The following is a 14794-nucleotide window of genomic DNA, read 5'->3' on the forward strand; positions in this document are numbered from 1 at the left end:
AAAGCAGCAGCCTGATAAATCGTTTTTCTACACTCGTCATATCGTATGCGATGTAATCGCACAAACTACAAACCTTAAGGAGTCATCCCATGAGCAAGATCGAAAAAGTACTGGCCACCGGCAAGACCCACACCACCTACAGCAGCGCAGGCAAAACCTCGCGCGGTCATAACGGCACCCTCGACATCGAGCTGTCGTCCCCAGGTTCCGCGCAGCCTGCCCATGTGTTTGCCGCTACCCAGCCGCACCCGAAAGCCGAGCAATTGTTCGCCGGAGCATGGTCGGCCTGCTACACCGCAGCGGTTGGCCTGGTTGCCGCAGAGCGCAACATCGCACTGCCCGCCGACCTGGCCGTCGACATCGAAGTGGACCTGGGCCAGACGGGTTCGGCCTACTTCCTTCAGGCCCGACTGACTCTGCGCGTACCGGGGCTGGCACACGATATCGCGACCGAACTGGCTCACATCGCCGATTCCATCTGCCCGTACTCCAAAGCGACACGCGGCAATATCGACGTTGCCCTGAACGTGATCACGGCCTAACGCATCGTATGCGATGCTAACGCACACGAACTACACACTCGAATAACCTGAGGAAATCATCATGAGCAAAATTGAAAAAGTACTGGCCAGCGGCAAAACCCACACCACCCTGAGCAGCGCCGGTAAAACTTCGCGCGGTCATAACGGCAACCTCGACATTGAACTGTCGTCGCCCGGCAGCGCCACACCGGCACACGTTTTCTCCGGCGTGCAGCCGCACCCGAAAGCCGAGCAACTGTTCGCCGGGGCGTGGTCGGCCTGCTACATCGCCGCCGTGGGTCTGGCCGCCCAGCAGTTAAAGGTGACACTGCCGGACGATACCGCCGTGGACATCGAAGTCGATCTGGGCCAAACCGGCGCGGCTTACTTCCTCCAGGCCCGACTGACCCTGCGTGTGCCCGGCCTGTCACACGAAATCGCGACCGAACTGGCGCACAACGCCGATGCGATCTGCCCGTACTCCAAGGCAACACGCGGCAACATTGATGTCGCCATCAACGTCCAGACCGCATAACGCAGTCCACGGCCGGTTCACCAGGGGTTACCTGATGAGCCGGCCGTCGGCTTTACCGGCCGAACATAGGTGGACATTGAGAGACCAAGGTCTGTGCCCTTCCGACACCATCGCATGCGATGTATAGTCCGGACTTGCAATCCATCCATCCTTGCCCAGAGAGAATGCGCATGAAAGCCACTGACAAGACATCCGCCCTCGACCTGAAGCTTGCAGATTTCCTGTGTTTTGCGGTCTATTCCTCCAACCTCGCCTTCGGCAAGGCTTACAAGCCAATGCTCGAACGACTCGGCCTGACCTACACGCAGTACATCACGCTCGTCGTGCTGTGGGAGCAGGATGATCAGACCGTAGGCAGCCTCGGCGAAAAGCTCTTCCTTGAATCCAACACCCTTACGCCGATCCTGAAGAAACTGGAAGCGATGGGGTATCTACGGCGCCAACGCGACCCGGAAGATGAACGCCAGGTGCGGATCAGCCTGACGAAAGAAGGACGAAAACTGCGCGAAGAATTGACCGAAGAAGGCTTCCCGCAAACCGGTCTTGATCCGGACGAATTCGTGCAAATGCAGCACGCCATTGTAAAACTGCGCGACAACCTCATTCGCTCGACGAAAGACCGTCACGACGCCGAGTAACCTGAGCTTTACCCGAACAGCTTCAACTCAAGAGAAAGTCGCTCAAATCGATCGACACCATGAGCCGCTCCCGTAGCGGCTGTCGTTTTTCGTCCCGCAGATAAGCTCTGCGCCGCGTCGGAAAACGAAGGCCCTGGGCCTCGACGTATTCACTCACGTACTGCGCCGCGGCAAACCCGCCGGCGATATCGACGTGGTAGTCATGTCGGCGCAATAGCCCGTCGTCGCCGAAATAGAAATCCTGCAAGCGGCTGTGGCTGGCAATGTCATCCGCAAACTCGACGCGCAAACCGCCCCAGGCTTCGGAGCCTTCTTGCCAAGGTGCGATTTCAGTGACTTTGAAACCCGGCATGGACATGAAAAACGGTGTCGTGAGATAGGTCCACATCGCGTATCCGCTGAAGTAAGCGCGGTGCAATGGGTCCCAGGGTGTATCCATGTCATGCCCGGCGAAGGCCTCGCGAGGGTTCAACCTTTCACGCACGATTGCACCTTGCGTGGTTTCGATAGCGATGTAGTCAGCCCTGAATGCCGTGCGCCAATCCGGGTTGCCGAACGGCGTTACCGAAGCGCGTTGCTGGTGAAGACTGACGGTCATCTCGCGGGGCGTCGCGTCCTGCACCACTCCCTTTATCCCCCACAGCTCACCGCCCGAAACGATAGTGGCCTTGACCGTATTGAAGCGATTCCAGCGCTCCACACCGCCATGGGCGTCTAGCACTTTGTCCAGCAGATCGCTCATGGGTACTGGCTCCCTAAAGGTTGGCATTCATCAAAGAATAGGCCTTGGTGTCCATTTCGTTGCTGTAGCCGACGGCAGACTCCTGGCCCTCAAAAAAAGGCACTGACGGTGATCGTCAGTGCCTTTTTTGTGCTGCAAGGAATATCAGCGCGACAACATGAACGTGTCGTACTCAAGGTCTTCCAGCGCTGTGGACAGTCGATGCAGCCCCAGCAACACGCACACCAGCAACGACAGGGTGAAGCCGTAGCCGAAGAAGCTCGGGCCAAGGTGCATGCTGAGAAGCGTCAACCCGGCGTTCAGCACCGCGAAGATCACGCAGAGTTCCAGCACCACAGCGCGCTTGTCGAGGTAGAAAAACACGTTGAGCAGCGCCATGAACACCACCTGGATGCTCACGCCGATCAGGTCGATGTAGAACAGTGGCAGGTAGTAACTGGAGATGCCCAGCCAGTCCAGCAAGCGCGGGGCGAACAGGAACAACAGGACCACGGTCAGCCCCTGCACTTTGCAGATTTCCAACAGACCCTGACGGATCGACAAAGTCATCTCGGTCTTCAGCGAACTGATGTGCTGCAACGTCTCGCCTTCGCGGATGGCCCGGAACAGTCGGTCATACCACTCGGCAAAATCGGTTTCGATACGCACCAGAAACACCGCCATGCCGGGGATGATCGCCAGGTACGCGAGGAAGATCGGCAAGTCGTACAGGATCGAGGCGCGCAATGGGCCGATGACGTTGTTCGAAGTGCCGGGGTTGAACCAGAACAGGAACTTGTCGACCCAGATGCCAAAGTTGTAGAAGAACCCGGTCACCAACAGGCTGACGAACACTTGCCGGCGCTCAAGGAAATCGAAGGCCACCAGTTTCTCGGCACGGTACTCGCGCAGGATGTCGTAGAGAAACAGGAACAGCAGCGTGCTGTGCCCGATCAACAGCGCCAGCAACAGGCCCGCAATCCCCAGGAAGCTCAGCAGATAAGCGCTGATGACCATCAGCGAGTAGCCCACCAGCATCACCAGCAGGATGCGGTTATAGGCCTTCATCCCCGAGAGGAAGATGATCACCATCCACAGGTTGCACAGCACCACGAAGTTCGACAGCACCAGCAACCGGTACATCAGCGGCTGATCGAACAACACGCTCAGCACGACGATACCCAGCAACCCGGCACCGATGGTGACCAACAGCAACACACCCACCAGGTTGGGCAGGATCTGATCGTACTTGTGCTCGAACAGCCGGTCGGATACGAACCGGGTGAAGAACAGCTGCAAGCCGCCCGTGAGGATCAGCGAGCTGGCCATCAGGTAGGTTACCGTCACCAGGAACTGCCCCACCAGCGTGTTGGGCACGACACGGCTCAGGCTGATGATACCCACCAGCATCACGCTGATGATCGACAACACCCACGGCCCGGAGCTGATCAGCCCGGCGTACACGTAGGCGTGCAAGGTTGAGGTGTAGGAATCGCGAGACAGGATCTTGCGAAGTTCGAAGCCAATACCGGCCATTTAACTGTTCTCCATGGCGGCTTGATACAAGTCGCGATAACGCTGCAGCATCAAGGCTTCGGTGTAGTAACGATTGACCCGCAACAGGCCGCTGGCCTGAGCCGCTTGCCAGCGTTGCGGGCTGCGCAGCAGTTCGAGGATCGCCACACTGGTGGCCTGCGGGTCGGCAATGGCCACGACTTTACCGGCCAGGCCGAGGTCACGGTCTTCAGGGCTGCCGCCCTCGATCATCTCGCGGCACGAGCCCACGTCACTGCTGACCACCGGCGTACCGGCGGCCCAGGCCTCAAGGATCACCAGCGGCTGCGCCTCACTGATCGAGGTCAGTACCATCAGGCCGAGCTTGGGCAGGATGTCTTGAATGCGTTGGAAGCCAAGAAAATGCACCTTGCCCTCCAGCCCCAGGCTGGCCATCAGGCTGCGGCATTCACTGACGTATTCCGGGTCTTCTTCTTCAGGGCCGACGATCCAGCCTTCGGCCTCGGGCATGGCGCTGATCACACCGCGCATGGCCCGCAGGAACGTCTTCACGTCCTTGATCGGCACCACACGGCCGATCAACCCCACCACCGGCGCAATGCCCGGCGCGCGGGATTCGAGCGCGGAAGTCCACTGCGGCAAGTCGATGCCGTTAGGGATGACCTGGGTACGCACTGAGTCGGCGCCGTCTTTGATTTGCCGCTGACGGTTGCCGTCATACAGCGAAATGATGTTGTCGGCGCTGTTGTAAGTCAGCTGCCCGATGCGCTCGAAAAAACGCACCCACAACGTCCGGATGTAACCCGAGCCGGCATCAAGGCTGCGGTTGAGCGCCTGGCCGGAACTCTCGGCGATCCAGCTGGCCTGGGCCAGGTCGATCTTGCGTTCCTTGGTGTAGATGCCGTGCTCGCTGAGCAGGTAGGTGCAGTTCCAACGTTGCTTGAGGATGCAGCCCAACAGCCCGGCATAACCAGTGGAAATCGAATGCAGTACCCGCGCCCGCGGCATACGGAGCGACGACTCGGCGAGCATCAGCAACGGCGACTGCATCGAGCGCAGCGTCCAGAAATAGTTGATGAACGACGGGTCGGCGCAATGCAGGCGATAACCTTCACTCAAGGCCTCCCAACTGGCGCGGCTGCGCAGCACGTCGTCGAGGGTCAGGCGGCCTTGCGCGATGCATTCGAGCAGGTTTTCACCCAATGCAGGCTCTGGCGCGTCCGGGTGATGCAGGAAGCGATAGAGGTCCTGCAACTGTTGCAGGTCGGCCTCGCGCGGAGTGCCCCGGGAGTCAGTGGTGTGGGTCGCGTCTTCGAGGAACACCTCTTCGATGTGCAACACGTTCGGCGGCACTTGATAGCGACGTTCGGCATAGGCCGAACGCTGCCCGCCAATGAACATCACCGAGAATGTCAGCTCCGGCAGGCCGAGGATCATCTGGTGAATCCAGCTCGACACGCCGCCACGCACGTACGGCCAGGTGCCTTCGAGCAGCAGACAGATATCGGCTATCGGCGCCTCTTCCTTGTGACTCATGTCCAGCTCCTCACCAGATCAGCGAAGGGTGGTCGCTGGCGGGTTTTCTCGGGAAGGCTTGCGAGCAACCCTGGAATTTCGTGGTAACGACCGGCCTCGAACGCCAGCTCAGCATGGAACGGCAGAATCTGCGCCGCGCCCATGCCGTTTTCCTGGGCCTGAGTCAGCAGCATTTCGGCGCGTTCGACGTCGCCGCGTTCCAGGGCAATGCGCCCGGCCAACAGAAACAGCTCACCGCCCTCGCCCGCTAGCAGGCCTTGCTCGGCATGTTCGTTGGCTTGATTGAGTACGTGATCAAGCACACTGCCCTGCGCCAGGCCCAGATACGCCAGCTCCCAGTACCAGCGCGCCAGCGTGCCATGCAGCCCACCGGCAACCTTGGCCGTGGCGCCGTGCAATTGGCCGAGGGCAATCTGGATGCGCAGGTTGATGTCGCTTTCCTGCTTGTCGAGCATCGAATACGCCAGCAGTCGTACATCGTCGCTCGGGTCGCCCAGCGCCAGTTTGAGAATCGGCACCGCTTCCTTGCCGGGCATACGCTTGGTGGCCAGCAACGCGGCCAGGCGCTGATCCGGATCCGGTGCGTGGCGCAACACATCCTGCAAGCCGCCATCGGCGAAGATCGGCGAATGCAGATTTGTCTGCGCACGATACGGCAGGCTCGGAATGCCCACCGCTTGCCACGCTTGCTTGTCGCGTTTGCGAGGCAGGTACAGCGCCGGGAAAATCGCCGCAACCACACCCACTGCACCGAGCACCGGCACAAAGAACGCCAGGCTGAAAATGAACAGCGGGCTCCACGGCAACGGCGAGCGGTAGCGCGCCGGCAACAACAGCCAGACTGCGCCACACAACATCACACAAGCCAGGCCATGAGTGAGGCTGAACACCAGCAATTGGTGCACCTCGGGGGCGTCGACCCACAAACTGGCCCAACTGCCCGCCTCTAACAACAAGGCTCCGCTAAACAGCCACTTGCTGATCATTCAGGCCACACTCGTTGAACAGGAAGTTACGCAGCCCGTTGTGTTCACCAGGCTCCAGGTTGAATGGCATGACCCGCACACCAAGGCTGTCCATGTCACTTTCAATGCCGAAGTGCTCATGCACCAGCAGGTTGATACGCGACAGATAGCCTTCGGTGCCTTGCGGGCTGGTCAACGGCAACAGCACCAACAGCAGCTGATGGTCGCGGTTGTTGCGCAGCGGCAAGTGCAAGTCCAGACCGCGCTGACTGCGTTCCAGCAGGCGCGTCAGCTCTTCGTTGGAACGGGTCATTTCGAAGGCGAACAGACCGGCCGACAACTGGTGCCGCTCTACGTCGACCAGCGAGCGCTTGAGTTGCAGGGTGAAGTGTTGCGCGTCGGCATCGGCCAGTTGCAGCACTTGCACGTCTCGCAACAGCAGGTCGGCGATGTGCCCGGCCAACAGCGCCAGCAGGCTCAGAGTTCGATCCTGGAAGGCAAAGAACGGCATCTGCCGCACGGCCAGTACCGCGAGCAGACGCCCTTCGGCATCGATCAACGGAATGCACGCCTGCAACGACGAGAATTGCGCCGAGCCGCCCGCATCGATCAGTTCCTGACGCACGCTCACCAGCTCACCGCGCGCCAGGCATAACTTGACCAGACCGTCGTCGGTGTCCAGCGACCCCATGACGCCGATGGTCGCCAATGGCGTCGGCAACACACGCTCACCACGATCGTCGACCCGGTACAACCCGGCTACACGCAATGCACCGTATTGCCCGAGCACTGCAACGATCGGGTCGGCCAAGGCCGCCAGTGCATCGCCATGCTCCGGCAACACCCGCAACTTATCGCGCAGGCCCAGCAGGGAGCTGCGCAAGCTTTGGTCGCTACCGGCTACACGCTGTTCGAGACGGTCGTGGGAGACCCGCAGAATCTGATGCGCGCGGGTGAATTCATCGAGACGATACTGGCGATAATCGTTGGCCATCTGCAGACGCTCCAGGCGTCGTTCCCACAGATCGCGAACCTCACCCACCAGCATGCCGCAGACCAAAACGCCGACAATCCACGACGGCTCAAGCTGCGCGTAGCCGGCATGGCCGCTGTAGCGCAGGGCGAATACCGCCAGGACCAACAACGCAGCGCTCAGCAGGCCGCGCACAAAACCGTAACGCACACCCAACAGCAGCGGCGCCAGAATCGGCCAGGGGAACCCACCGTGCATTTGCAACGGATCCTGCGGGGTCAGCCACATGCCGAGTCCAATGACCAGGCCGGTCACCAGGAACGTTTCCAGCCAAGACACCAGGCCGCTGGCGCGAGGCGCCAGGCTGTAATCCATGTGTGGAGAATTCATTGCGATCACTCGAACCGAAGGGCGCCAACAAGTTTGTCGAGCACCTTTTGCGCGGTGCCCGCGAGGCTTTCACGGGACCAACCGGCGCGCGCGCCACTTTTGCTCCAGAGTACCTGGCCACTGCTGGCGTCGAGCACGCGCAGGCTGATGCCCACTGCCGGCTCGCCATCCAGGCCATTCTTGTACTGCCACTCTTCAACGCTGCCGGCCACGACGTAATCGAGTTTCTGCTCACGCGCCCAATCCAGGGCACCGGCCAGACGCTCGTTGTCGTCCATCAGCGCTTGCTCACCCTGGGCGCTGGCCGGGTAAACCCGTGGCTGCAAACCGTGGCTGCTGAGGACGCTGAGCAGGATTTGCTCGCTGCGTTCACCGGCCTGAGGCGTCTGCGAATAGTTGACGATCGGCACGATGCCCCACTGCGCAGTGCGCGGCAGGCTCGGGCTGCTTTCGTCGGTGAAGCTGGCACAACCGGCGACGAACAGGACCGCCAGCGCCAGGCTCAGATTACGAATTGCTTGCATACGTTTTTCTCCCGTAGAAAATTCCATGATCAGCGTCCGAAACGCACGCCGTAGCTCACGCCCAGTGTTCCGCCAGCCTTGCCGTCCCCGCCTTGTGGCGCGGATTGGTAGCCGAAGGTCAGGGCCAGTTCGTCATCACCCAGCACCTCAACGCCGATCCCGGTGTTGATGCCGTAGTTAAAGGTTTGATCGGTCCATTGCCAGCCTGCCGTCAAATCCACCAGCCAGGTGTATTGCGGCTTGGTCCGCACTAGCGCGCCGGGTAAACCACGGCGCCAGGAACTGCCGAAATACAGTTGGCCATAGCGGCTTTGCAGCAAGTCGTCAGCGGTGACGGTCTCGATGTCCAATGGATTGATCGGATCGGGCGCACCGGTATCTGGATCGAACGTCTGCACAGGCGCCGCCCGGGTGACCGGCCCGCCAAAGTTGCTGGACAGGTAATCCAGATTTTTGTCCTTGACCCGGTTCTTCTGATAATCGACACCGCTGCGTACGGTCCAATTGGGACCGGCGAATTCCAGCGTGTGGTTGTACTCCATTTTCAGCGCGTGGCCATCGCCCAGATCGTCACCGGCACGGGTGGAAAACGACCGCTGTGCGACTTCCCAACTGAATTGATCGCGGGCCGTGAGGCTGTGGCGACCACCCAGGTACACACGGTCCTGCTGGCCGAAGGCGCGCATCAAACCGCTGTCTTCGTTTTTGCGATGCCAATCAACACCGGTCTCCAGTTCATCGCTGACGCCCAGCTGCCAGGTCCGGGACAGGCCCAGGCCGTTGCGGTCGTCATCGTCGCGCTGGCTGGTGTCTGCGAAGAGTTTGTAGCTGCCGTTATCCACTGCACGTTGCAGGGTCAGGGCCGCGTTGCGCTCCGTACCGATGCGCGATGATTCGATGTCGTCACCGCTGTAGTCGCCCTGTTCCAGCTCAAGATCGGCGTACCACTTGTCACCCAGGTTGTGTGCAATCTCCAGGCGCGGCGCGTTGAACTCAAGGCCGCCGAAGTCCTGCTCATGCCACGACAATTGCGCACCTTGCGGCGTGCGTTCGTGGATTTCCACGGCCTGGCGACGCAGCTGTTCGCGCACCGCTTCGGGCTGATCATCACCGAGCGCCGTCAGGCTGGTGTCGAGGGCTTCGTTCAAACGTCCCAGACGGCTGAGCGCCTGGGCACGCTGCGCCGGGTTCAGGTCACTGCTGGCCAACAGCGTTTCGACCTGCGCTTTGTTACGGCTGCGCAAGGCTTGCTGAATTTGCTCATAACGCTCGACCTTCAAACCCTGACTGCGTGCCCAATCGAGCCATTGGTCTTTTTGCGTTTCCTGATTGGTCGCGTCAAGACGCGCCAGCAAACGCTCAAACCACAGTTGCAGCATTGCCGGCGAACCGTCCTTCCACTTCAAGACTTCCTGCTGCGCCTTTTTCGGCGAATAGCTGCTCGCCATCAAACGCAGCCAGGTGCCATAGCGCTGGGACGACGGTTGCAGGTTTTCGCCTTCCGGGCTGCGCAACAACTTCAGGCGCAAACGCTGGGCCGCATCTTGATAACCGGCGCTGTCCAGCGCATCGGCGTAGGCGGCTTGCACCAACCAATCATTAGGACTGGACTTGAGGTACATGCGATACCAGGCCAAGGCCTCGCTGTCGCGACCTAGCATCTGGCTGGCACTGGCGAACGGCAGCCACAAGATCCGGTCTTCACGCGCCTGGGCTTTCCACTTGGTCAGCAACGGCTTGAGTTCAGCCGTGTTGCCTTGATCGACGTAAAGCCACATCAAGCGCTCACGGAACAAGTTGTCGTCAGGGAAGCGCTCCAGGCCTTCCTTGTACAAACGCTGCGCTTCGTCGGTCTGGCCTTTTTGCACTGCCACCGCACCGCGCACGGCCAATACCTGAGCTTGCCCATAGGCGTTCGGGTATTGCTCGGCGTCCTTGAGCAGCGACTCCACTTGCTTCCAGTCCTGCAATTCCTGCGCTTGTTGCAAAGCCTCGACCAAACGCTGCTGGTCATGGGTGCGCTGCCAACTGCCCACCATCAACTGCAAGGAACGCTGCGGATTGCTGGTGCGATACAGGGTGATCAACTGACTCTCATCGCCGCTGTTGAGCGACCCCTTGAGCGCCAGCATTTTCTCCAGCGACTCTTGCAGTTCATCGTCCAGTTCCAGGTCCCAGGCCAGTGCGGCTCGGGAGCGCCAGTAGTTCGGATCGACGATCTTGCGGTTGTCGACCTGCAACACCTGCCAGGCAGACTTGTTATCAAACAGCTTGAGGTAGGTGTCGACCCAATCGACGCGCTCGGTGGTGGTCAGCGCAAAGCGCTTGGAGTAGTCCTTGTAGACGTTGGCCTTGGCAGCGTATTGCCCGGTGTTTTCCAGGTTTTGCAGCAGGCGCGTCCACGCCAGGCGATGCTGGGGGTACTTGCGCAAATACGTGTGCAGCCAGGCTTCGGCCTGTTTCGGCGTGCCTCGTGATTCGTGGCCGTAGATCAACGCATCGAGTTCGATATCGGTCAGCGCACGCTGGTCCATGATCTCGGCGAGCAACGGAATCGAGCGATCAAAGTCGAACTGCTGGCTGGCCAGGCGCCAGGCGTGCTCACGGGTTTCCGCGGTTTCGCGCAGCTTCAACAGACGAATCCAGTAGCCGAGTGCCGCTTCGGTTTCACCGCGCCATTCGCCGAGCTGGGCCATTTGCTCCAGCAGGTGCAAGTCTTCCGGATGTTCAGCGAGCAGTTGCTGGCCGCTGTCCCAGGCACCCGTCAAATCGCCGAGGGCCAAGCGCATGCTGAAATCCTTCTTGAGGATTTCCGGGTTGTCGGGTTGCAGGACGCGCCACTGTTGCAGGAAGCGTTGCGCCAGGTCGAAGCGCTTGCTTGCGATGGCTACATCGACGCCCTGCTGCACCCACGCCGTATCGGTTTGCGGATTGATCAGCGAGTCGATCTCATCGTCGAGCACTTGCGCCGCCTGATCGCCCTGCCCGGACGCCAGCAGACTGTTGAATGCCAGTTGCGCATACTCACGACGCTCGCCCGCCTGATCGGTGTCCTTTTTCAGCTCCAGGTAAATCTCGGCAGCGCGAGCCGGGTTCTCACCCGCCAGGTACCACTGCGCAGCAGACTTGAGCGCTGCGGTGTGCTGCTGAGGATCACGGGCAGCAATTTCTTCATAGACGCTGGCGGCAAACGCCGGCGCCTGCAAGGTCAGTGCGAGCTTGGCCAGGTTCTGCAATTGCGGCAGCGGCAACATCCGATGATCAAAGCTTTTCAGACGCTCGACCAACGCCTGCTGAGTGATCAGGTCGCTGTTCTTGGCCGCTTCCAGCGCATCCAGCTCAAGCCGGTAATAGGCTTGCAATTGCACGTTCGGCTTGGGCCAGTTTTCCAAGTGCTGACGCGCCTTGGTGTAATCACCGAGGCGAATCAACAGGTCAACCAATTGCAGCCGCAGGTGATCGTCTTCCGGGTGGGCGGTCAGCAACAATTCGGCATAGTTGGCCGACACTGCATCCGGCTCGCGGCCATCGGGCTGGAACACTTCTTCACGCTGGAAGGTCGCCCACAGCAGACCTCCCACAGCAACCGCCACCACCGCCAATGCCCAAGGGTTGAGCAGACGGCTGCTTTTAGTTGCAGAGGAGCTGACCATTACTCACCTGCTTCATTGGTAATTGAAAAATCCACAGACCGGCAGATGCCTTGCCTGCAAAACGCTGTCCATCGACTTCAACCCGGCAAGCGCTCGCCGAGCGCACCGAGAAAGTCAGGTCGACTTGACCTGCAAAGGAAAAATTCACGCGCTGGTCATCCAGGTAACGCCATTCCAGCAACGGCAAATTGGCTTCTTCCAGCGCCGGGCGCGGGTCGCGATCCGGGCGCAAGACCAGCAAGGCGCGGTCACTGCTCAAGTGCACGTAACGCCCCTGCTTCAAATCACGCACACCGGCAATCCCCTGCGAACGCAGCAAGTCCGGCCAACCCATCTGCGGGTCGAGGCGCACGGTGCGTAATGCATCCATGCCGCGGATCTGCCAGTCGCCGTCGGCAGTACGCGCCAGGCTGGCCTGATACAGACCGTGCAGACGATCGAGATAGTCGCTCATCCACAACGACATCGGCTGCTGGTCGCGCATGTAGCCGTAGATCTCGTTCATGGCCTTGATCGAGGCCTGCTTGGTGCTCGAATAGAAGTGGTAATACAGGTGCAGGCCACGCAGACGGCGCGGGCTGTCGGTCAGCTCGAAAGTGTCGATCACGTCGCGGAAACCGTAATACGGACCTTTCCAGAGGTTGGTGTAGAGGTTCTCGTTGATGATCGGCGCGTAGTATTGCAGGCCACCGGCGGTAGGTCGCAGCAACGGGTTCAATCCGGTCAGCGACGGGTTGGCCTTGGTCAGCATGGTTTCGGCGCCGTTGACGTTTTTCAGGCCGGCGTCGTAGGCCAGTTTGATCGTCGCCGCCGATGGCAAGGCGTCGCCCGGCCAGAAGATCAGCTTCACCGGTTTTTCCGGAGTGGTCAGCTGCGAATTGATGTAGTCACGCGAGCCGAAAACCTCACGACGGAAATCCAGTTTGTCGTAGTTGGGAATAGCCATTTTCAGACCGTATTCCGCGTTGAAGCCTTCACGTTTCTGCGCCACTTCAGGCTGCATGAAAAACGGGTGACTGAAAGTATGCGTGGCCACTTCGACTTTCGGGTTGGCGAACAACTCGCGAGCGATGGGCTCCAGCTCGCGGGCCAGAAACGGAAACATCCCGCGCGGGGAAATTTCACCTTCGACGATCGATACCGAGGTCAGGAACGGATTGGGCCGAATGAAATCGTCGAGCACCTGCTTGCCCGCATAGGGCGTGCCGCGCACTTCCGCGCGGGACGGAAAACCGTCGCCATCGATGTGCACCGTGGCGATGCGGCGACCGTTTTCCGTGGTGGTGTCCGGACGCGGTTGTACCGGCAGGCGCAGGCTGGCCTGGAGGAACGCGAACGGGTCGAGAATCCAGCGGCTGCGCTCGTTGTTGGTTTCGAGAATGTACGGTGCGAGGGCCAGACCACCCCAGTTGCCGACGACCACCGGAGCAAACGTTTGACCACCTTCGCCAGTTAGAAGCAACGCAGGCTTTGGCCCGTCCGGCAGGACAGATACAGCGGTCAGGTCACGGGATCGGGGCTGCACCGGTGCTTCGAACGCCCCGAGCAGCGCCTTGTCCTGATAAGTGATGGTCAGTGCTTGAGTGGCTGGCGGTGCGCCGCGACTCAGACCCAGACGCTTGAGCAGCAACTTGTCTTCCACCGGCAGACCGGCAAAGAACACCAGCGGCACCTGCTCGTCCAGGCGCTTGCCCAACCAACGGTTGAACGCTGGAGCGTCCTGCGGCGGGCCGCTGGTCATCCAGGTCAGGACGCCGGCGTACAAACCGCTGAAACGGTGGTCGGGCAATGTCTCATCAGCAGGCAGGTAATCAACCCGATAGCCCAGGTATTCAAGCAAACCACCCAGCAACGTGTGCCCGGCGTTGCGGATCACATCGCCTTCGCGTGGGTCGTAGACCAGCGCGATTCGACGTGGCTGGACCTCGATGCTGCTAATGCCCATCGAGTCCAGATCCGGAGTACCGATGTATGGAATGAACCCTTCTTCGCGCAGACGCTTGGCCAGTTTGCGCGCTTCATCGCGGCGCTCCGGCGGCAAGTAGTCGATGGCTACCAGCGGGATGCCTTTGGCGCGCAGGGGTTGCATCTGGGTTTCCAGCCACTGGCGATCGGCTTCCGGCACCGGGCGATAACGCTTGGCGGAAGCATCCCAACCGGCGTGGATGGATTCCACAGCCACGGCGGCGGCCACGCCATCAAGCTCTGGCAGCACTTCAAAACCACGGTTGAAAAACAGCTTCAGGTTCGGCTGGGTCTTGTGCAGCTCACGCAGGAAACTGGCCAGAGCCAGGCGCTGTTTTTCGCGCTCGCCTTGCGGCAACAACTGGAAGCTGTCGAGGGTGTCGAGGAACAGGCCGGCATAGCCTTGCGCCTGAAACGCTTTGGCCTGTCCCAGCAAATGTTCACGCCACGCGGGCGAGGAAAGGTCCATGACCTGGCTGTCCCAGGCGCCGTTGCGCACCGGGCTGACAGCCTTGGCCAGACCTGCCTTGGTGATGGCCGCCTTGTTGCCGCTGAACTCGCCAACCGACAGGTAAGCGAACGGCTGGCTGCCCAACTTGCGCAGGGTTTTGACGTCGCCGTTGGTGAGATGTCCAGGCTCTACAACCGCCCAGTCAAACTGGGCCAGTTCAGAGATTGGCGGCTCATCGGCATACCAAAAAGTCACGCTGGAGGGAGGTGTCAATGCCGCGGCTTGCACGGCGGGTCCACTCACACACAACGCCAGAGCGGCGAGCAGTCGCTTGGCGACCGAGCGGACACGCGTCCTGCGAAAAACGATTTCCATAACTCACTCTTGAAATGACTTGATCAGTACTG

At 60.4% G+C, this 14794-nt stretch carries 11 protein-coding genes; 3 read left to right on the top strand and 8 right to left on the bottom strand.

Annotated elements, in window-relative coordinates; genetic code table 11:
• Nucleotides 1-89 precede the first annotated feature (89 nt).
• The 3 genes from KVG88_RS10445 to KVG88_RS10455 all read left to right on the top strand — a co-directional run bounded on the left by KVG88_RS10445 (nt 90) and on the right by KVG88_RS10455 (nt 1694).
• Nucleotides 90-542, top strand: coding sequence for an Ohr family peroxiredoxin (locus KVG88_RS10445; RefSeq protein ID WP_217871281.1), 453 nt, complete (start codon nt 90-92; stop codon nt 540-542).
• Nucleotides 543-603: 61 nt separating this feature from the next.
• A complete protein-coding gene (locus KVG88_RS10450; protein ID WP_150703905.1) occupies nt 604-1056 on the top strand; it encodes an Ohr family peroxiredoxin in 453 nt (150 codons plus the stop codon).
• Between the two features lie 170 nt (nt 1057-1226).
• Entirely contained in the window at nt 1227-1694 is a 468-nt protein-coding gene (locus KVG88_RS10455; RefSeq protein ID WP_217871282.1) for a MarR family winged helix-turn-helix transcriptional regulator, read from the top strand.
• Nucleotides 1695-1716: 22 nt separating this feature from the next.
• Here the strand turns inward: KVG88_RS10455 and KVG88_RS10460 are convergent, their stop codons facing one another.
• The 8 genes from KVG88_RS10460 to KVG88_RS10495 form a co-directional block, all read right to left on the bottom strand.
• Nucleotides 1717-2436: a hypothetical protein gene (locus KVG88_RS10460; protein ID WP_217871283.1), complete on the bottom strand. Its 720-nt coding sequence runs from the start codon at nt 2434-2436 to the stop codon at nt 1717-1719.
• Between the two features lie 144 nt (nt 2437-2580).
• The gene (gene pelG / locus KVG88_RS10465; RefSeq protein ID WP_150703902.1) at nt 2581-3951 is read right to left on the bottom strand and encodes an exopolysaccharide Pel transporter PelG; all 1371 of its coding nucleotides are present in this window, start codon (nt 3949-3951) and stop codon (nt 2581-2583) included.
• Entirely contained in the window at nt 3952-5466 is a 1515-nt protein-coding gene (gene pelF / locus KVG88_RS10470; protein ID WP_150703901.1) for a GT4 family glycosyltransferase PelF, read from the bottom strand.
• A complete protein-coding gene (locus KVG88_RS10475; protein WP_217871284.1) occupies nt 5463-6452 on the bottom strand; it encodes a HEAT repeat domain-containing protein in 990 nt (329 codons plus the stop codon). Before KVG88_RS10475 ends, pelF begins: the two co-directional genes overlap by 4 nt.
• Nucleotides 6430-7794, bottom strand: a complete 1365-nt coding sequence (locus KVG88_RS10480; protein WP_225933913.1) for a PelD GGDEF domain-containing protein — start codon at nt 7792-7794, stop codon at nt 6430-6432. Before KVG88_RS10480 ends, KVG88_RS10475 begins: the two co-directional genes overlap by 23 nt.
• 5 nt (nt 7795-7799) lie before the next feature.
• Entirely contained in the window at nt 7800-8318 is a 519-nt protein-coding gene (locus KVG88_RS10485; protein ID WP_217871285.1) for a penicillin-binding protein activator LpoB, read from the bottom strand.
• A 29-nt stretch (nt 8319-8347) separates the two neighbouring features.
• Complete coding sequence (locus KVG88_RS10490; RefSeq protein ID WP_217871286.1) at nt 8348-11971, bottom strand: tetratricopeptide repeat protein; 3624 nt, start codon at nt 11969-11971, stop codon at nt 8348-8350.
• Entirely contained in the window at nt 11949-14762 is a 2814-nt protein-coding gene (locus KVG88_RS10495) for a bifunctional glycoside hydrolase/polysaccharide deacetylase family protein (RefSeq protein ID WP_217871287.1), read from the bottom strand. Before KVG88_RS10495 ends, KVG88_RS10490 begins: the two co-directional genes overlap by 23 nt.
• Nucleotides 14763-14794 lie beyond the last annotated feature (32 nt).

Source organism: Pseudomonas azerbaijanoccidentalis, from assembly GCF_019145495.1.
GTDB lineage: Bacteria > Pseudomonadota > Gammaproteobacteria > Pseudomonadales > Pseudomonadaceae > Aquipseudomonas > Aquipseudomonas azerbaijanoccidentalis.